We start from the raw sequence: 19046 nt of genomic DNA on the forward strand, positions 1-19046 counted from the left end.
CTTTTTTACATTTAATATTCAGAATTGCAAAAATATTCGGAAGAGGATGTGTCGATTATGCTCAAAAGAGGATTTATAACGAGAGCCATTGCGTCCCTATTGCTCCTAATTTCGCTCTTACCCCAACAATCGTTTGCATACGTCAATAACGATTTCAAAATCGGTGTGTATTGGCCGCCGGTCGAAGCTCTTACGAACGCGACACAATACGATTATTTGCAGGAAGCGAATATCAATTGGATTATCAATACCGCTTCTACGGGTTTACTTTCCGAAGCCATTAACCAAACGATGCTGGATTTGGCTAAAGACAGAGACATGAAAGTCATCGTTTCCGATAGTCGGTTCAACGATATTTTTCTGAATACGGCGACCGATGCGCAAATCGATGCCATGGCCGACACGTATAAAAATCATCCTGCTCTGGGCGGCTACTACATCATGGATGAACCCCATGCCAATCAAATTCCATACGTCGTCAACGCCAACAGCCGATTTTTGCTCAAAAAACCGGACGCCGTCAATTTCATCAATATGCTTCCGATCAATCCGACTTCTGTCGAGAAGGAAGTCTCCCCTACGCTTGCGCTGGCCCAGAATACGACAGGCAACGGCTATTTCGTTACAAGCACCAATCCGCTCGGACAAACGTTCATGACGCCTTCGGACGTGACGTATATTGATACGATCGAAATCAATTTGGATGTGTATCAATGGGGAAGCGGCGAGGCGCTCACGTTGAAATTATGGAACTCCCCTTCCAAGACAGCTTTGATCGCATCCAGCACGCTAACCGAAAGCACCGACACGTACCCGAAATTTCCGGTCCGGGCTGCTGTTTCGGCAAACACGGCATACTACTGGGAATTAACGCACAATGGCGGCGGCGACAATACGATCGGCTGGGTCAGTTCCTCCTCGACGGATGTGTATTCGAACGGTTCGGGTTATGTGAATGGCTCCCCCGTAACCGGCGATTTTTATTTTCGTTTATACAAAGCGTCGCAGAAAGCTCCCTATCCGATCATGAGCCAATTCGAGACGGGATCGGGATATTTCGTTTCGAGCGCAAACCGGTTAGGGCAAACCTTCTTTACGCCCGCGGAATTTACCTTCGTCGATATGATCGAATTAAACATCGATAGCAGTCAATGGGGAAACGGCGAAACGCTGACGCTAACGTTATGGAGTTCGCCGGCCAGAACAACACAGATCGCTTCGGCTTCTTTAACGGCAACCAACAACGGCTATTACCCCAGGTTCCCCATTAAAGCTGCAGTAACGCCGCTTACGTCCTATTATTGGGAGCTAACGCACAACGGGGGCGGTGACAATTCTGTTGGATGGGTAACGGCATCGCCGCAAAATGCATTATATGGAGACGCATACGAAAATGGGGCGATCAAAAACAACGACTTTTATTTCAGCCTATATTCTACTCGGTCTCCTTTATTGATACCGTCGTTTGACGAAAGCGGCAAGCTTGCTCAAGCCGACTCCCTTGTCGCGCTAACGCAAGCACAAGCGGGCTCCGGCAGCTTCGTGACGAGCGCGAATTCCGTCGGGCAATCGTTCACCGTCCCTGCCGATTGCTCATATATCGACTCCATCGAACTGTATCTGGATCCGACAAGTTGGAACACCGGTGAAGCTCTTACGCTCGTCCTATGGGATTCGCCAGCCAAAACAACAAGAATATCATCCTATACATTGACGGAACCCCGCGAAGGACAGTTTCCGCGGTTTTTGGTCAACACAAGCGTTGTGCCCAACACCACTTATTACTGGGAGTTGTACCATAACGGGGGCGGCAACAATTCGATCGGTTGGGTAACCCGCTCCACTACCGATGTCTATGCGGGGGGAAGCGGATACGAAGGCGGCAAAGTCAAATCCTACGATTTTTGGTTCAATGTATACAAGGACCGCCTATCTACAGACAAATCAGTCAACCAGACAACAAGCGGCACCGGCTCCTTCGTCACATTAACCAACAAATTGGGTCAAACGTTCAAAACACCTGCCACACTGGATCGTGTTTTGCAGTATATTGAATTGCAAATCGATTCCTCATCCGCACAATGGTCAACGGATGAGTATCTGACATTAACGGTTTATGACAGCACGTCGAAACAGCACATATTGGGGAAATCCACATTAAACCGTTCTTTCAACAGCGACCGCCCAAGATTCTACGTATGGGCCGATCTGAAGCCGAATACAACCTATTACTTTGAGCTGACCCATAACGGCGGCGGGAACAATTCAATCGGCTGGGTAGGCCATTCGAGCGCCAACGTGTACAGCGACGGAAACGCTTATGTTAACGGAGCTGCGCAAGGCAACGACCTTTATTTCCGTGCGGTATTCAGTTCGCGATATCAGGACTATTTGCAAGCACTGGTCGACGGGGCGGGAGCAGCAGATTTGGGCTACTTGACCTTCGACCACTATCCTTTTATTTATAGTACAGGGTTGAGCACCGGCTACTACCGCAACAGAGAGTTGATCCGCTCCATGGGACTAAAAAAAGGGGTGAACACAGCCTCCTTCGTGCAATCGTTCGGCATCTACGGTAGCTACAAGCGCCCGGATGCCAATGAGCTAAGGTTTAACGTGTATAGCAGTCTCGCCTATGGAAACAAAGCGCTGTTCTGGTTTACGTGGTGGTCGCCGACGAATCAAGGACAGATTAAGTTCGATACCAGCATCATCGGCCCGAACGGCGTCCCGACGGATTTATTCATCCCGGTAAAAAACTTGAACGCGGAAGTAAAAACTTGGGGACCGACGCTGATGGGCTTAACATCGCAAGCCGTCTATCATTCAGGCATCGTGGAAGCAGGCTGCCAGAGCGTGCCGTCGACATTTTTCTGGCAGCCGGGCAATGGCTCAAACAACTTGATCGTCTCCTACTTCAAGAACGCGAGCAACCGAAAATATATAATGGTAGTCAACAAATCACTGGATACAACCAAGACATTTACTTTTATCTTAAATCAGAATCCCGTGACCGTAACCGAAGTATCAAAGTCAACGGGGCTGGAAGTAAGCACGAACTACAATGCGACTACTGGAATGCTCTCGCAGCAGTTGCTGCCCGGCGAAGGCAGACTGTATGCCCTCCCAAACGGATACTAATTTAGAAAAAGGCGATGACGGATCCCGACTACGTCATCGCCTTTTTTCATGGCCCCCCATTCTTGACATTCGACTCTCCGATATGATGAATGCGTAAGCTGATCCTGTAGAAAGATATGGGTCCCGAATGAATATATTGGGACCATCGCCGGCCCTAGTAGCGAGCCGTCAACATTTTTTTGCGGGTATAGCCTGACAGGTACTTTTGTCGATGCGCTTCTACGCAAAGATTTCGCCATGCGTGCTTCCCCGTAGAGCATGAACTCCGACTTGGCAAGTTAAGCCTCCGTCGATATTCTCCTGTTGAGGTCGCTGGCTGTGGATGGATACGACTTCTGGGTAAACACCTGAATCACTAAATCACTTCGCTGATTTGCCCGGCTTGGACAAGAATACGCTGATTTCGTACAACAGCACGAGCGGTACAGCAACAAGCAGGTCGGATACAACGTCTGGCGGAGTAACCGTCACGCCGATAATAATCAGAATAAACCAGGCTATTTTCCGCATTCTGACAAGCAACTCCGGACTCAGAATACCTATGCGGCTCAGGAACAATATGACGAGCGGGAACTCGAACAGTAACGAGATCGGCAGCAATATATTAAACAAGAACGAGAAATATTGCATTACGCCGTATGTCTGCTCAAGACCCAAATTAAATGTGACTTTCTCAGTGAACAAGAATGCCATCGGGAAAACGACGAAATAGGAAAACATCAAACCGACGAGGAACATGGCAAACGCCCAAGGGACGAATACAAGTGTCGCTTTCTGCTCTTTCTCCCCAAGCGCCGGCTTCACGAACAACCACAACTGGAACATCGCGAATGGAATTGCGGCGATGAAAGAGATCAGGAAAGCAAATTTCATATACAGCCCGATGGCATCCCATGGAGAGAACGCGTGCAGATCCAAGTTTTTCACCGGTGCCGCTTCAATTAAATAATCGAATAGTCGTTGAGAGCCGAATAAACCTCCGACCAGGCCGAGCACAAATACGATCAAGCAATAAATAATTCGTTTGCGCAATTCACCAAGATGCTCCGTAAGCGGCATCCATTCATCCTTGCGTTGCGCGCTTTGGTTTTCAGCCATCTATCGTCTTTTGCCTCCTCGCGACAATGGGGCCGCCTCTTTCGCGAATATATACTTCGCATCAAGAGGCCGGCCCCATTAGGTGTTTTTTCGTTTATTCCGGCAGATGCCGTTCCGCTTTCTGCAGATCCGGTTGTTCCGGAGAAACGTCGACCCGGCTTGCCGGCTTCGGATCGTCCATCAAATCGTTGGCGCCTTTCTTGAATTCGCGCAACGTGCGGCCGAACGCTTTGCCAAGCTCAGGGAGCTTGTTCGGCCCAAATAACAGCAGCGCGATCAACACGAGCAATATCATACCGGATGCACCAATACCAGCCATCGTATTACCTCCGTTTTCGTTAAGTTTATACAAGCCCTGCTTCGGAAGCGATCACACAACCGTGCCCGTGGCGTCAATCCATTCCGAGCCGTTCCACCAGATCGGCTTGCCGCCGGGATCGAGCATCGTGTCCAGGTACATCACCCCCGCGTCGAATGCGTACATCAACGGGCGGGCGAACGATGTCCCTTTCTGCACGACATGGCTGTACGATTGCCAAACACCAGGGCTACCGGCTGTCACGCATATATAGGAAATCGAAGGCTTGCCGTTATCCCCGACGAAGGTAATATCCCCGACTTGCGCATCGGTGCCGTTCAGCACCCGCTGCCGCCCCCCGTTCACTCTCCGGTATACGGTTGCGAAATCGCCGGCCACATATTCGACCACGGCGCCCTCGGCATACAAATTCAACGAGACGTGCTCGCCCTTATAGTAAAAATTCGTACTGAAATGGTTATGGCCGATCCGCATCACGCGCCCCGCGCCTTTGCTTTTGATATTCAGTATGGCTGCGGCGTGACTGGTCAGTTCGTTTCCTTCGAACACCCCGTCAATCATATAAACTTCCTTCTCGGCGAATTGAACATCCGATTGTATCGTAATCACATTATGCCGCACCGTGTTTATGCCGAGGCCGACCAGATTGAAGCCGAAGCAATCAGCGCTGGCCGAATCCTGACGGGAGACGGACATCGTATTATGCTCAAAAAAGAATCTGCCTTCCATATCGACATATAAGCCGCCCGTACCCGAAAACTCGTTATGCCGCAAGATAATATTGTCCAGCCTCTTAGCCACCCCGAACGGATTGATGCGAACCGTCGCACTGTTGAACGGCAGATCCGTCGTTTTGACGATATTGTTCTGGAAAATAAAGTTCGTCAAGTCGTTCCCCATCAAAAACAGGCACGCCCTGTTTGTCGTAATCACGTTGCTTTCGATAATAATATCGGAGGCAACTCCGTCCGCGTAGATCGCGCCGTTCGTATTTCCTTCCTCCATGACGCAACCGGAAATGACCACATGGGAAGTTCGGATAAAGTTTAATGAACCCCGTTCGTTATTTTGAAACTGGCAATTGCTGACGATCATATTTCTCTGCGAATGGGTGTCCGTCTCAAAATCGATACCATGCCCGAATGAACCGCCATTCGTATTCGTAATCTTACACTGCGTAATCGTCACATCATCGCAGCGGGCGATGGATATGCCCTGCCTGGTGTTGTTGTCCATGCGGCAGCCTTCGATCAGAGCCTGCTGCGAACCATAATAGTCGACATAAGACGCTATAATTAACAGCCCGTCCGTCCCCCAGCCGGTGCAGACAACGTCCTTGACGACTATGCGATAAACGCCCCGGAATATTAACCCGCAGCAAGCGCCGTCCCCGGTCGCCTGGCTATACGGCACCCGAGCGCCCTCCATAGTCAACCCATAGACGGCAATATCGCAGCACTCGCCCGGCGTGTCGTTCCCTCCGCGGAACTGCATAGGGCCTTCCTGATTGGCGGGAAGGCCTCCGGCCGTCCACGACGGGTTCTTCACCTGCTTGATTACAGCGCCGTAACCCATAATCGTCAGACGCTTCACGTTGACAAATTCGACCGACATGCGCCACTCGTAATCGCCGGTATCCGACGGGGTATACGCATACACGCCGGGCGGAAACACGACAGTGCAATTCCCGCCTCTGGCGTTGACGAACTTAGCCAACCGCTTGAAGGCAGCCGCATTGTTCGTCACCCCGTCTCCCTTACCGCCAAACCACAGAAAGCTGAACGTATTGTCGACAATCCGCTTGAACCTTCCACCGTTCGCCGAAACGATCACCGTAGCCCCATCGTCCGCAGAGACCGTGTCGGACGGATCATACTTGAAGAGACCTTCCATTCCGGTATCTTTCACAAAATAGACAAACTCGGCGGAAGGCTGCGTGTTCGCTCTTAATCCGGCTATCGTTGTCGTCTCAACCGAATCCATCTTCATCAAGTCTTTTACTTTCGAACGGTTATCCGCCGGATCCGCATAGGCTTTCATAGATGTCCCGTTTATCAGCCCCGATGAAGCGAGTGCCACCCCCGCCATCCCTAACGAGGCGAGCAATTTCCGTCTGCTGATCATCCCTTTTTCCTGCTCCATATTTTGCGGCTCGGTTGATTCCATACTTTTTTCCCCCAACATCGTTCATTCCTCCTACGTATGATTTAGTAAGCTCTGAACCTTTCGAAGCGCTTACATTTCCCTGCATTCGTTAAGGAATACACTTCAAAAGCCTTTTGGCGTTTAAGCCCAATATTCGCTCTTTGACCGAGTCGGGAATATCGGCGTACAGCACGTTGCCAATCTCTGAATACAGGCCCAAGAACGTCATATCGCTGGAAAATAGCAATTTGTCCGGGTCCGTCCGCTCCGTAAACTGCTTCAGGGTGCATCTGGAGGAAATCAAACTGCCCGTCAAATCGAGATATACATTGTCGTATCGATTAGCGAGCTGCAGCGAGGTCGTAATTGCCGGTTCCACGCCGCCGAGATGGGCAAGAAGCAGCTTCATATTTCTGTAGCGGGCGGGAATTTCCGCGAACAGAGACGGGTCCGAATTCGCCCCCCAGGCATGCGCCAGCACAAGCAATCCTCTCTCGTCGGCAAATTCCCACATCGGCGCGTACTTTTCTTGGTCAATCCGGTAATCATTCACCTCCGGATGCACCTTCAAGCCGATAAACCGGTCGGATGCGGACAAGCATTGTTCGGCTATACGCAAGCTTTTATCACTCAAATACGGAATGTAGGTCGCCCAGCCGAGCAGGTTGCTGTTCGTCTTCAACATCTCCGCCAAATCCAGGTTTGCTTCCAGTTCATCCGTATACAGCCCGCGCATCATTGAAATCGCCGCATAATCGACCCCGACCCTATTCATCGATCTTTGGAAGTGGATCAATTGCTCGTTTTCATCCGCGTACGGAATGAACGGATTCGGCGAGCATCCGAGATGGCAATGGGTGTCGATAACCAAAATATCGCGCAGCGGCAGCCCTTCCTCCGCATATTCACTGAACCGCACTGCGATCACCTCCACCGCTAATCAACCGCTCCGCATTCAGACAGGCGATGTTGTCTCTGTCCTCATGCGATAGGTCGGAGTAAGACAGCATCGTAATCGCCGGGCCTGGGCTGTTGAACGGCATATTGGAGCCGAACAGCAGCCGCTTCGAGCCGAACAGCCGAACCGCCTCCTCGTACGCCAGCCAGTTGTTGAGTGTCGAAAATTCGATATGCATGTTCTCAAATTGTTCCAAATAGCCGTATAATGACATGTTGCGACGGTACAGCGCTTCTACCAGCACGATGTTGACGTTCGGATAGTCCCGGCATAATCGCACAAAGCTTTCGGCCCCTCCCGCCGCATCCGTCAGTTCGCCTGCGCTCAGCAGCATCGTCATGTTCTGGCGCAAGGCGATCTCGAACATCGCGTCCGTATGAGCGTCATTCAGCGAATAGCCGTGCAAGCTCGGATACAGCTTCGCAAAGCGAATATCCTCCCTTTGCAACTGCTGCTCCAATGCCTCCCATCCTCCGCTGTATTTGTAATGAGGAGATAAAATAAAGCAAGGAATCAGGCAATCGTGCTGCTTCGCAAGACGAAGCAGCTTCTCGTTACCCTGAATTGGATTATAAAACCGGGCGTCCGCATGATAGACGACCGCCTTCTCAATCTGATGAAAAGCCATTGCCTCCAGAAAACTTTGCGCGCCCTGGATGGCCAAATCCTGCTTCACGTACATGCCGATCATCGCGTTAACATCGATTTTTCGCATCAGTTCACCCACCTCATTAGCGCGTGCATCAATCGACTGTATGACCCGCGATCACATCCCGGTAATAATGCCAGCTCTTCTTCCGGGTTCTCCGCTGCGTCTCGTAATCGATCTGCACAAGACCGAAACGGTACCGATAGCCGGATGTCGCCTCGTACGTGTCGGTATACGACCAGTAGTAGTAACCATGTACGTTGCAACCGCTCCCGATCGCCCTGTGCAGCTCACGCAGGTGTTCCCGCATATACGCGATGCGGTCATCGTCGTCAATCTGTAATTCCGGCGGCTTGTCCACGGAATCATGAGCAAACCCGTTCTCGGTCAGGTACATCTTCGGATTGCCGTACCGATCCTTCATATAGCGCAGCGAATCGAACAAACCTTGCGGATAGACTTGAAATCCATAATCGCTTTGCGCATAGAAATTCTCCACCGATGTCGACGATAGAAATGCCTCTGCCTCATAGCGGCAACGAGCCGGCGTGTAATAATTCAGCCCAATCATATCCATCGGCTCGAACCGTTCGCGCAATTGCTCCGCACTGCCGTCCGGCAGATGTGGACCAATCTCCGCTGCTTGCAGCAAGGACTCCGGGTAGCTGCCCTCTAGCAGCGGCTGCAACCACCAGCCGCATACGAAGTCGAACTGCCGGTTCGCCGCATCCCGATCCTCTGCCGACAAGGTGTCCGGATATACGGGGACGAATGCGACTACCGCGCCAATCTCGCCGTCTAGCCGAAGCGAGCGATACAGCTTGACCGCTTCGTAGTGCATCAGCAACATATGATGTCCAGCGAGCAGAGCGCCCTTCATATCCCGCTCATAGGGCGGATATATTCCGTTCAAGTATGATGTGAATGCCATCACTGACGGCTCGTTCATCGTACTCCACAGCTTGACGCGATCGCCGTAGCGCCTGAAGCAAATCTCCGCGTAACGACGAAAAATATCGACGATGTCCGGATTTTTAAATCCACCCCGCTCAGCCAGTGCCTGGGGCAAATCCCAATGATACAGATCAACGAAAGGCTCGATGCCGTTCTGGAGCAAGCAATCGATGACTTTGTCATAATAGTCCAGCCCCGCTTCGTTTACCTCCCCCGTCCCTTCCGGTAGAATCCGCGACCAGGAAAGCGACAGGCGAAACGACCGCAAGCCCAGTTCCTTCATCGAGGCAATATCTTCGGGATACCGGTGATAAAAGTCGGCAGCCGTTTCGGGTGTATCCCCATTCCAGAAGCGGTCTGGGTAATCGCGGGCCGCGACATCCCAGATGCTTGCCTCGCGACCGCCCTCCGTCACGCCGCCTTCGATTTGAAAAGCCGACGTAGCTGCTCCCCACATGAAGCGGGAAGGAAATGAAAAATGGATCATCTCTTACCTCCTAACCTTTCACTGAACCAATCATGACTCCTTTAATGAAGAAACGCTGCAGAAATGGATAAATCAGCACGATCGGCAAAATCACGATAATAATGACCGCATATTTGATCGATAGCGACTCGAGCACCCGGTCGAACCCGGTCAACGAGCCGAGCAGCGTCATATTGTCCTCCTGAATCAGCAACTTCATTAAATAGATCTGTAGCGGCTGAAGCTTAGGACTGGTTAAATAAATCATCGCCGGGAAATAGCTGTTCCACTGGGCAACCGCATAGAATAATGCGAGCACCGCCAGGATCGGCTTGGATAGCGGAACAGCGATTTTCCACATGATCTGCGCATCGTTAGCGCCATCAATGTACGCCGATTCATACAAACTTTCCGGTATTTCATGAAAGAATGTTCGAGCCATAATAATCAAAAATGCGCTTGCAGCCGAAGGAAGGATGATTGCCCAACGTGTATCGAACAGGCCGAGATATTGTATGAGCAAATATTCGGGAATCAGTCCGCCGCCGAAAAACATCGTAAACGCAATCAGCATCATAATGACATGGCGGCTGGCAAACGTCCTGCGCGACAGCGTGAACCCCGCCAATACCGTCATCGTGACATTCACAGCCGTGCCGACGACCGTATAAATGATCGTATTGTAGTAGGACAGGAACAAACCCGGGTTGCTGAACGCCCGTTTGTACGCTTCCAGTGAAAATCCTTTCGGGAACAGCCACACCGACATTTTGGCCACTTCCTGCGGGTCGCTGACCGACAAGCTGAATACATAGATGAACGGGTACAACGTAATGATCAAGGCTCCCAACATGACAAGCGCAATGAGCGCATCCTCGACCCGTTCCTTTAGCGATTGGTGATATGCACGCATGAAGCAGCTCTCCTTACCACAAGGATACCTCAGTAACTTTTCTGCTGAGCCTGTTGAAGAGGACGAGCAGCATGAAATTGATGACGCTGTTGAACAGCGATACCGCAGCGGCAAAGCTGAAGTCGGAATCAAGCAATCCTTTGCGATACACATAGGTAGAGATGACATCGGCCGTCTCGTATGTGGATGGATTGTACAGCAAAATAATTTTTTCAAACCCGACGCTAAGCAGGGAGCCGAAGTTCAGCATCAGCAAAATCATGATCGTCGGAAAGATACCAGGCAACGTGATGTACCTCATCTTCTCCCAACGACTGGCTCCGTCCGTAACAGCCGCCTCGTACAGCTCCGGATTGATCGAAGCGATCGCGGCGATATAAATAATTGAATTCCAGCCAAATGACTGCCAGATGCCCGAACCGATATAGATCGTTCGAAACCATTCCGGCTCCGCGAGGAAATGGATCGGCGCAAGGCCCAACTGCTTGAGCAGCACGTTAACGATTCCTGTCGTGGGAGACACGAACGAGACGACAAGACCGCAGATCACGACAATCGAGATGAAATGCGGGAGATAACTGACCGTCTGTACGACTTTCTTGAATACACCCTGCTTCAATTCATTAAGCAGCAGCGCAAACAAAATCGGAATCGGGAACCCCCACAAGAGGCCGTACAGGCTAAGCTTTAACGTATTCGTCAACAGGCGGCCGAAGTAGATGGAATCAAAGAACTCCCGAAACCATAGGAGCCCCGTCCAAGGGCTCCCCCAGATGCCTTTGACTGGTGAATAATCTTTAAAGGCAATGATGATTCCGTACATCGGCGCGTAATGAAACACCGCATAGTAAACAAGCACAGGCGAGAGAAGCAGCCAGATGTACTTGTCCCTCTTCCATTTGGTCATCATCATTTTTGCGAAACGCGGTCATACTTTTGTTGTTCGATTTTGCTCCACTCGTCGATGCCCATGCTTTTCAGTTTTTCCTGATATTTGCCGAAGTTGTCGAGACTCTCTTTGCCCGTAATGAATTTTAACAACATCTCGTCCTTGTACGTCGTTATATCGCCCGACAGGCGGCTTTCTTTGCGCTGCTCTTCCGGTGAATCGATAATTTGCGGATATATTGGAATGACAAATTTCTGCAACTCTTTTGTTTGCGCCCATAGCTCTGGATTGGCAGCCGTCCAGTATGCCTCGAAAAAATCATTGCTCAGAATATGCGGTAACACCGATTCCGTCCCGACTGCTCTGCCTGGATCGACACCCGGCTCGGGATGCAAGAACGAATCCGTCAGCTTGATTTTTCCATTGTCCAGCGTGTAGGTCACGCCTTCGACGCCCGCTATCATATACCGCTGTCCTTCCTCGGACGCAAACACATAATCGAGCCACTTGATTGTCGCCACCGGATCCTTGACGCCCTTGTTAACCGCAACGAATACGCCGGTCAACGGATTGCCGAGTAAATAGCGCTCCCCGTCCTTGCCCGCAGGAGGCGCAATCCCGATCAACTTGGCGTCTGCGACGCCGCTTTGCTTCAATACGCCTTCCAGAATCGGAATATTGCCCATATGCTTGTAGAACGAGCCGACCAGATTATTATTGATATTCGCCGATTGCTTATCGTCCTGCGTCGTCGGGTAACCGGGGTCGAGCAGCCCTTCCTTATAGAGCGTGTTCAGGAACGCCAACAAATCCTTCATCTTGTCGTCCATCCACTCGTAGTTTACCTTGCCATTCGCATCCGCCCACCAGTCACGCCCCTCAAAAAGATGCAAACCGAACGCATTGCCGAACAACGGCAGCACACCGAGCGTACCGGCAACGGATAACGGAATTTCATCAGCTTTTTTGTTGCCGTTCGGATCCTTCTCCTTGAACGCCCGCAGCATGGTCAGCCATTCGTCGATCGTTTCCGGCGCTTTCAAATTCAGACGGTCCAGCCAATCTTTACGAATAATGATCGTCGTCATTTGCGGCGAGTAATTGAGCGTAGTCAAGCCGTAAATATGGCCGTCCGGCGATTTTAGACTCTTGACGATATTCGGGTCTTTCTCAAACAGTTTCTTAATATTCGGCGCATACTGGTCGATCAAATCTTCCAACGGCAGCAATAACCCTTCGGCCCCGTACTTGACCATATCGTTTGCCCCGTTCGGCATCTGGATCAAGTCCGGCAAGTCTTTGCCCGACGCCAGTTTCAGCTGCATGACTTGACCGAACTGATCCGGCGGGGTAACCTCCCATTGGAGCTTGACCCCGGTTTTTTGCTCGATCTGTTGAAATACCGGCAAATTATTCGCCAAGCTGCCGGGCGCATAGTAACTGTCCTGAATGCCTACACGCAGCGTAAGGGATCCCGGCGCAACGATTTGCGTACCGTTCTGCTTGTCATCCCCCTGCTTGCTAGCCTCGCTAGCACTTGCCTCAGCGCTTCCCGCCAGAGAAGAAGTGGGCTGCTGCGCATCCTTAGTCGAATTCGAACAACCCGCAAGTGCTAGCGATGCGAGGACTAACGTCGAAGCGACTGACGAAACCAACTGTCGTTTTTTCGTTCTTTTCTTCATTTTCGTTTGCAACGAGCAACACCTCTTTTGTGTGATAGTTATGCGACCGCCCTTGGCTTATTCGAGCCATTGTCGAAACCGTCGGGAACTGACCGCTTGACAACTACAGTACCGGTGGAAGCCGTATCTGTATACGCACACTTCCACGCCAAATCTGCGATTTTGCAGTTCATCCGCAAATAGGTGTATTCGATGGGGAAAAGCATATTGATTTTCCTGTGGTCGCGCAGCAAAATGAGGGGAGAACTGAAACAGAGGAAAGGAATCCGAGCTACCATGATGAACAAGTACCGTCTGTTTTCATTGCCCAAAAATTCCTTGCTTCTGCGCCTGCTGTCCGGCTTTCTCGGCATCATTGTGCTGCTGCTGTCGTTTAACGCTCTGTCCTTCTCCTTCTTTCAAACCAAAATTAAGAACGAAATCATCCATGCGAACCAATTGAATTTGAGCAAGACGACCGACAGTTATGAAAACCACCTGCAACTCATCGACAACATGCTGAGCAGCTTCTTTTTCGACGAAACTGTATCCGCTTTCAAAAATAACCCGTCGCCGATCGAGTACGAGTTATATTTCCGCATCCGCGACAAGCTAAACGCCTTGCTGACGAATCCGCTCCTTCACTTGAACAATATTTTGTTCTATTTCCAGAAGCCCGGCGTCGTCGTGGACGCATCCGGGTTTGACAACGCCGGAGAGGCCTTCTCCTCGCGTTACGTTAATATGGCGTATCCGCCGCAATTTTGGGAAATGCAATTTCTGAGGGATGATCGGCTTCGGCTGTTGCCAGCGGCGAACTTTTCCAGTATCAATCCGGATCGCACCAAACGGTCTGTCGGCAACCTACTGCCCGTCGTCATTAAGAACAAATTCGAGGATTTCTATATTATCGCCTTCCTGAACGCAGACAAGCTGTTTCAATCGTTTCAGGTGTCCGACCCTTCAACCTTCCACATGCAGGATAGCGATGGCGCTTTATTATACCACTATGGATCGCAAGGGCAGCAGATTGAGTTCGCCCAAGAAGATCTCGCGAAAGGCTACGTAAAGCATGGAAGCGACTATGCTTTTGTCAAAACGGGCGCGAAAACCGGCATCACATACGTGCAATCGATTCCCAACGGGAAAATCGCCTCCGAGGTAGCCCGGCTCAATGCGCTGCTGGTCGTACTGCTGATTGTGGCTATTGTGGCCGCCGTCCTCATCTCGATCATCCTCAGCATCCGGTTCAACACGCCGATCAAGGCAATTATCCAGTCGCTTAACAAGATGAACCCGGATATTGCGCTGGGCAGCAATATTAACGAATATGTGATGATCCGCGAGAAGTTTCAGCATTTGCTCCAGTCCAACCGCGACATCCACAGCGACCTGACGAACAAGAACAAGCTGCTGCGCAATTACGGTTACATTACGCATTTGAAAAGCATTTACTCCGACCAGAAGGAAATGACGAAGTTAACCGAAACGAAGAAGCCGTTCTATCTGGTTTTGTTCGATCTGACGTATACGCAGCAATTCAGTCATGTGCTTGGAATCGGGCAGGACCGAGCCTCCTATGCCATTAAGGAACTAGTGGCCCTTCATCTATCGGAGGAATTTGGTGAAGCTGTCACGCTGCAAGTCGAGAAGGAGCAAATCGTTTCACTGCTGTTCACCGACGAGAGCATTCAACAGGTGTGGCAAGCGCTGCATACGACGTTAAAACCTATGTTCGACTTCGATAAAGATTACTGCGTCCTGACCATCGCCGTATATCCTGAGAAAACCGATATGCTCGGCTTCCCCGAAGCCTACGAGCAAACGGTGGACATGCTGGGACAGCACAAGCTTACCCATGAGACGCAGATCATTACGGCATACGAACCGCAGACGATGAAGTACGTTTTTACAGCGGCAGAGGAGCAGGAGTTTTTCACCAACTTGCTCGCCGGCAACAAGAAGAACGCAATCGCTCTTGTTCGACGTATACTGGAGCATATGCGCAAAAGAGATTTAGGCGCCTTCCACTACAAACAATTTGCCGTGGAAGTAACAACGAAAGCGATTAAGGCGCTCATTTCCTACAATCTGGACATCTCCGCCGTTCTGAAGCATTTCTCCCCGGAGCAGCATATGAAAAAAGCAGTCTCTGTCGAGCAGTACGTCGAGTTTTTTGAACGACTGCTCACGCAAACTACCGATAGCATTCATCTGCACAAGTCGGTGGAAGACCCGATCGTCACCTTTGTCATGAACTATTTGAACGCCAATTATGATCTCGATGTTACACAAGAATCGGTTGCGGATAAACTCAATATTTCAAGCGGTCATCTGTCCGCTCATTTCAAGGAGAAAACCGGCACCCATTTCAGCGACTACTTGAACGACATCCGCATTGCCAACGCCAAAGATATGCTGAAGAACACCTCGTTCAAAATTCAGGAAATTGCCGAAAAAATCGGCTATCAGAACGTCAACTCTTTTATCCGCATGTTCAAAAAAGGAACGGGTGTCACACCCGGAGAATTCAGACGCTCCATCGTCGCCGAGTAAACGGCTTCAAGAGTTTTATCCCCTAACGCAAAGAAACCGTTCTTTGGTAAAATGGAAGGGCGACCCACCATTTACGAAGGAACGGTTTCTTTGTACATTCCATATATTTATGCCTACGCACAACCTCCAACCGGGAAGTCTCGTAGCCCGCTTTCAGCCTGCGCAATGAACATACATTATAAGATCACACCATCTTTGAAAATGGCAATTTCGCGAAACCCGTTTGTTTCATTATGCGTTCGTGCCTCTCCGGAAGCGATCGATAGGATCGTCTCCCACAACCCGTCAGCAAGCTCAGACATGTTTCTGCCTTCAAGAAGTTGTCCGGCGTCGTAATCGATCCAATGTTTCTTGCGCGCCGCAAGCTCGGCATTCGTCGAAATTTTGACCGTTGGCACCGGCCCGCCGAATGGCGTTCCTCTCCCTGTCGTGAAGAGCACGATGTGCGCGCCCGCTGCGGTCAGCGCCGTAACGGAAACGAGGTCATTGCCCGGTGCTTCGACCAGGTTCAATCCGTGTTTGACGACTCTGTCCCCGTAAGGCCGGACGTCGGCAACGGTCGCATGTCCGCCCTTCTGCGTGCAGCCGAGCGACTTCTCCTCTAGCGTGCTGATGCCTCCCTCCTTGTTGCCTGGCGACGGATTTTCATAAACTTCTTGGCCGTGCCGGATAAAATACTGTTTGAAATCGTTGATTAGCGAGACGATGCTGCCGAATACCGCTTCGTCCGCAGCGCGGTTCATCAAGATCGTCTCTGCCCCGAACATTTCCGGCACTTCCGTCAAGACCGCCGTCCCGCCTGCCCCGATCAGCCGGTCGGACACAGCGCCGACGAGCGGATTCGCCGTAATGCCGGATAGTCCATCCGAGCCCCCGCATTTCAGTCCAAGCTTTAGCTTGGATACCGGAACCGTCTGCCGCTTGAACGTTCGGGCATATTCAGCCAGTTCGGCGATCAGCGCGAGCCCTTCCTCCAACTCGTCTTCCGACTCTTGAGATTTCAGGAATTTAACTCGCCGCGGATCATAATCCCCGATTGCTTCCTTGAATCCCTCAATCTGATTGTTCTCGCACCCGAGCCCGACGACGAGCACGCCGGCCGCATTCGGATGGTGAACGAGGGAGGCGAGCAATTTCCGCGTATGCCGTAAATCATCGCCGAGTTGGGAGCAACCGAACGGATGGGCAAAATGAAACACGCCGTCCACGTCCCCTGCCACTGCATTTCCGTCCGCTGCGTTCGCTCTATTTGCAAACGCTGCTTCCCCTCTTTTGGCCAAAATTTCGCACGTTTTGTTAATGCAGCCGACCGTATTGAGAATCCAAATCTCATTGCGAATGCCGACTTCCCCGTTCGCTCTGACATACCCTTGGAACGTCCGGCCTGCATCTGCAGATAACCGGGACGACAGAGTCCCCGCCTCGTCAACCTCCATAGGTTCATAACGATACTCCGTGATACCTTGCAGTCCCGATGCCAAATTGTGCGTATGCACCCAATCTCCTGGTGTAATATCCTCCGTTGCCTTGCCGATCGAATAGCCAAACTTCAGCACATCCGCGCCCAGCGGCACGAAAGCCGTCGCGATTTTGTGTCCGCGCAGAACTTCTTTCTGGAGCGTTACCGACGCTCCGTCCTCCAATATGATCGCCTCTCCCTGTCCAAACGGTCGAAGCACAACGATCACTTGATCACTGGGAGACAATCGAACCCAATCGCTCATCGCTTTTTCCCTCCTTCCCACAATTCCCGTATGGCACATACGGCTTCAACTAGCCCATGCCAAGCTGCCAAATTCTCGCCCCACACGGAGTCGAGTGCCAATAATCGCGTAACGGTTACCGCCGTCTCCTCACGATTCAACTCCGCTTGCTCCCATAGGCTTGCGAGAACGCTGAGCAACTCCGAATCATCTTTCACCTTATACGTTTGCCCAAGCAAATCGCGGCCTTCGAACGAATCACCCGTCCGCCGGACGCGGTAATACCGCAGCAAACCGGCAAGTCCGGCGGCGAGTCGCTCCGGAACCGGTCTGCCCGAGGACGCGTAATGGCGCAGCGCCGGCAGCAACCGCGTCCTGAATTTGCTGAGACTGTTCATTGCGATGTCCGCAAGCCGATGTTCAATGTACGGATTGGCAAACCTCTCGAACACGGAGTTCCCGTAATCCATCAACTCGGTCCGCGGATACGGCAGCGTCAGCGTGATGTCTTCCAAGATGGCCGCACGTACAGTCGATCCGAACGTCGGATGCTCCATAAATTCCCGAACGTGGCCGATGCCGTGCAACAAGCCGAGCGGAGCCATCCACGTATGCGCCGCGTTCAGCATTCTGACTTTACGCTGCTGGAACGACGCCAAATCATTCGTCCACACGACGTTTAATCCTGCCTTACGAAGCGGCAATTCATCGTCGAGTCCCGCCTCCCCTTCTATCACCCAGAGATAATACGGCTCCGCGGTTGTCGTTAGTGCATCGTCGTAACCCCACGTGGAAAACCAGGTTTCGGCCTGATCCTCGTCCGGGAAGCCGGTAACAATTCGATCGACAAGCGTGTTCAAAAATCGGTTGCAATGGCGCACCCACTCGAGATACGTGTCCGGAAGTCCCCAGTCGGCGGCGTATCGGAGTACGGCGTCCCGAAGTGCGTCTCCGTTTCTCTCGAGTAGCTCGCAAGGAAGGAAAATGAGCCCTTTGTCTGCCGCACCACCGAATGCTACGTACCGCCGATAGAGCAAATAGGCGATTTTCCCCGGAAACGACTGCACGGGACCTTCGGTTAACGGCTCCGGCTTATACACCAGTCCCGCTTCCGTCGTATTCGAGAGAACGAATCGCAACTCGCTGCTCTCGACCAGTTCCCCCATCCGCTCCCACTCTTCGTAAGGACTGAATGCCTGAGAAAATACGGTAACAATGTCGCGCCGCTCGACTTTCTTTCCGTTTTCGATTCCCCGCACCACAAGCGTGTACAATCTGTCCTGCTCGTTCAATTGTTCGATTTTCCGTCTGCCCGACGGCCTCGGCTGCGTAACCGCAACACTGCCTTGTAAAAGCCCTTGTTCGCGACACACGTGGAGCATCCAATCCGCAAATCCTCTTAAGAAGTTGCCTTCCCCGATTTGCAGCACGGTGACAGGACTACCCGCCATCCGTTCGAATTGCTCCCGCTGCTCTAACGTCAACGTCTCCCGGTTTAGGTTTACCCTACCCATGTCAGCCCCCTACGTCGTTCTACCGTTTATTTTACGCGCATCATAAGTGATTTTAATGGCTTGTAATTGCATTTTTATAC

13 protein-coding genes are annotated in these 19046 nt (G+C 51.5%); 2 read left to right on the forward strand and 11 right to left on the reverse strand.

Annotated features, from left to right (window positions below; translation table 11 throughout):
* The first annotated feature begins 57 nt into the window (after window positions 1–57).
* Window positions 58–3141: a glycoside hydrolase family 5 protein gene (locus tag ACFPOF_RS33095; protein WP_378140394.1), complete on the forward strand. Its 3084-nt coding sequence runs from the start codon at window positions 58–60 to the stop codon at window positions 3139–3141.
* Window positions 3142–3501: 360 nt separating this feature from the next.
* Here the strand turns inward: ACFPOF_RS33095 and tatC are convergent, their stop codons facing one another.
* The 9 genes from tatC to ACFPOF_RS33140 all read right to left on the reverse strand — a co-directional run bounded on the left by tatC (window position 3502) and on the right by ACFPOF_RS33140 (window position 13226).
* Window positions 3502–4239: a twin-arginine translocase subunit TatC gene (gene tatC, locus ACFPOF_RS33100; protein ID WP_378140395.1), complete on the reverse strand. Its 738-nt coding sequence runs from the start codon at window positions 4237–4239 to the stop codon at window positions 3502–3504.
* A gap of 94 nt (window positions 4240–4333) precedes the next feature.
* Complete coding sequence (gene tatA / locus ACFPOF_RS33105; protein WP_378140397.1) at window positions 4334–4558, reverse strand: twin-arginine translocase TatA/TatE family subunit; 225 nt, start codon at window positions 4556–4558, stop codon at window positions 4334–4336.
* 51 nt (window positions 4559–4609) lie between these two features.
* Entirely contained in the window at window positions 4610–6742 is a 2133-nt protein-coding gene (locus ACFPOF_RS33110) for a right-handed parallel beta-helix repeat-containing protein (protein WP_378140399.1), read from the reverse strand.
* 70 nt (window positions 6743–6812) lie between these two features.
* Entirely contained in the window at window positions 6813–7622 is an 810-nt protein-coding gene (locus ACFPOF_RS33115) for an amidohydrolase family protein (protein ID WP_378140401.1), read from the reverse strand.
* Complete coding sequence (locus ACFPOF_RS33120) at window positions 7609–8376, reverse strand: amidohydrolase family protein (protein WP_378140402.1); 768 nt, start codon at window positions 8374–8376, stop codon at window positions 7609–7611. The genes ACFPOF_RS33115 and ACFPOF_RS33120 overlap by 14 nt, the downstream gene beginning before the upstream one ends.
* A gap of 28 nt (window positions 8377–8404) precedes the next feature.
* The gene (locus tag ACFPOF_RS33125; RefSeq protein WP_378140404.1) at window positions 8405–9751 is read right to left on the reverse strand and encodes a GH1 family beta-glucosidase; all 1347 of its coding nucleotides are present in this window, start codon (window positions 9749–9751) and stop codon (window positions 8405–8407) included.
* 10 nt (window positions 9752–9761) lie between these two features.
* On the reverse strand, window positions 9762–10643 hold the full coding sequence (locus ACFPOF_RS33130; protein ID WP_378140406.1) for a carbohydrate ABC transporter permease: 882 nt from the start codon (window positions 10641–10643) through the stop codon (window positions 9762–9764).
* Between the two features lie 13 nt (window positions 10644–10656).
* Window positions 10657–11556, reverse strand: coding sequence for an ABC transporter permease (locus tag ACFPOF_RS33135; RefSeq protein ID WP_378140408.1), 900 nt, complete (start codon window positions 11554–11556; stop codon window positions 10657–10659).
* A complete protein-coding gene (locus ACFPOF_RS33140; RefSeq protein WP_378140410.1) occupies window positions 11553–13226 on the reverse strand; it encodes an extracellular solute-binding protein in 1674 nt (557 codons plus the stop codon). Before ACFPOF_RS33140 ends, ACFPOF_RS33135 begins: the two co-directional genes overlap by 4 nt.
* 264 nt (window positions 13227–13490) lie before the next feature.
* Here ACFPOF_RS33140 and ACFPOF_RS33145 point away from each other — a divergent pair, with 264 nt between their 5' ends.
* Window positions 13491–15749, forward strand: coding sequence for a helix-turn-helix transcriptional regulator (locus tag ACFPOF_RS33145; protein WP_378140412.1), 2259 nt, complete (start codon window positions 13491–13493; stop codon window positions 15747–15749).
* 176 nt (window positions 15750–15925) lie between these two features.
* On the opposite strand, the gene ACFPOF_RS33150 is transcribed toward ACFPOF_RS33145, so the two are convergent.
* Both ACFPOF_RS33150 and ACFPOF_RS33155 read right to left on the reverse strand, forming a co-directional pair.
* Complete coding sequence (locus ACFPOF_RS33150) at window positions 15926–17473, reverse strand: UxaA family hydrolase (RefSeq protein WP_378140413.1); 1548 nt, start codon at window positions 17471–17473, stop codon at window positions 15926–15928.
* Window positions 17470–18966, reverse strand: coding sequence for a tagaturonate reductase (locus ACFPOF_RS33155; protein ID WP_378140414.1), 1497 nt, complete (start codon window positions 18964–18966; stop codon window positions 17470–17472). Before ACFPOF_RS33155 ends, ACFPOF_RS33150 begins: the two co-directional genes overlap by 4 nt.
* Window positions 18967–19046: the final 80 nt, after the last annotated feature.

Source organism: Cohnella soli (genome assembly GCF_042655525.1).
GTDB lineage: Bacteria > Bacillota > Bacilli > Paenibacillales > Paenibacillaceae > Cohnella > Cohnella soli.

Bases quoted from the DNA above. Each gene is read 5' to 3' on its own strand.
- ACFPOF_RS33150 (WP_378140413.1), bottom strand. From the start codon at position 17,473: ATGAGCGATTGGGTTCGATTGTCTCCCAGTGATCAAGTGATCGTTGTG.
- ACFPOF_RS33135 (WP_378140408.1), bottom strand. From the start codon at position 11,556: ATGATGATGACCAAATGGAAGAGGGACAAGTACATCTGGCTGCTTCTC.
- ACFPOF_RS33145 (WP_378140412.1), top strand. From the start codon at position 13,491: ATGATGAACAAGTACCGTCTGTTTTCATTGCCCAAAAATTCCTTGCTT.
- ACFPOF_RS33130 (WP_378140406.1), bottom strand. From the start codon at position 10,643: ATGCGTGCATATCACCAATCGCTAAAGGAACGGGTCGAGGATGCGCTC.
- tatA (WP_378140397.1), bottom strand. From the start codon at position 4,558: ATGGCTGGTATTGGTGCATCCGGTATGATATTGCTCGTGTTGATCGCG.
- ACFPOF_RS33155 (WP_378140414.1), bottom strand. From the start codon at position 18,966: ATGGGTAGGGTAAACCTAAACCGGGAGACGTTGACGTTAGAGCAGCGG.
- ACFPOF_RS33110 (WP_378140399.1), bottom strand. From the start codon at position 6,742: ATGTTGGGGGAAAAAAGTATGGAATCAACCGAGCCGCAAAATATGGAG.
- tatC (WP_378140395.1), bottom strand. From the start codon at position 4,239: ATGGCTGAAAACCAAAGCGCGCAACGCAAGGATGAATGGATGCCGCTT.
- ACFPOF_RS33125 (WP_378140404.1), bottom strand. From the start codon at position 9,751: ATGATCCATTTTTCATTTCCTTCCCGCTTCATGTGGGGAGCAGCTACG.
- ACFPOF_RS33120 (WP_378140402.1), bottom strand. From the start codon at position 8,376: ATGCGAAAAATCGATGTTAACGCGATGATCGGCATGTACGTGAAGCAG.
- ACFPOF_RS33095 (WP_378140394.1), top strand. From the start codon at position 58: ATGCTCAAAAGAGGATTTATAACGAGAGCCATTGCGTCCCTATTGCTC.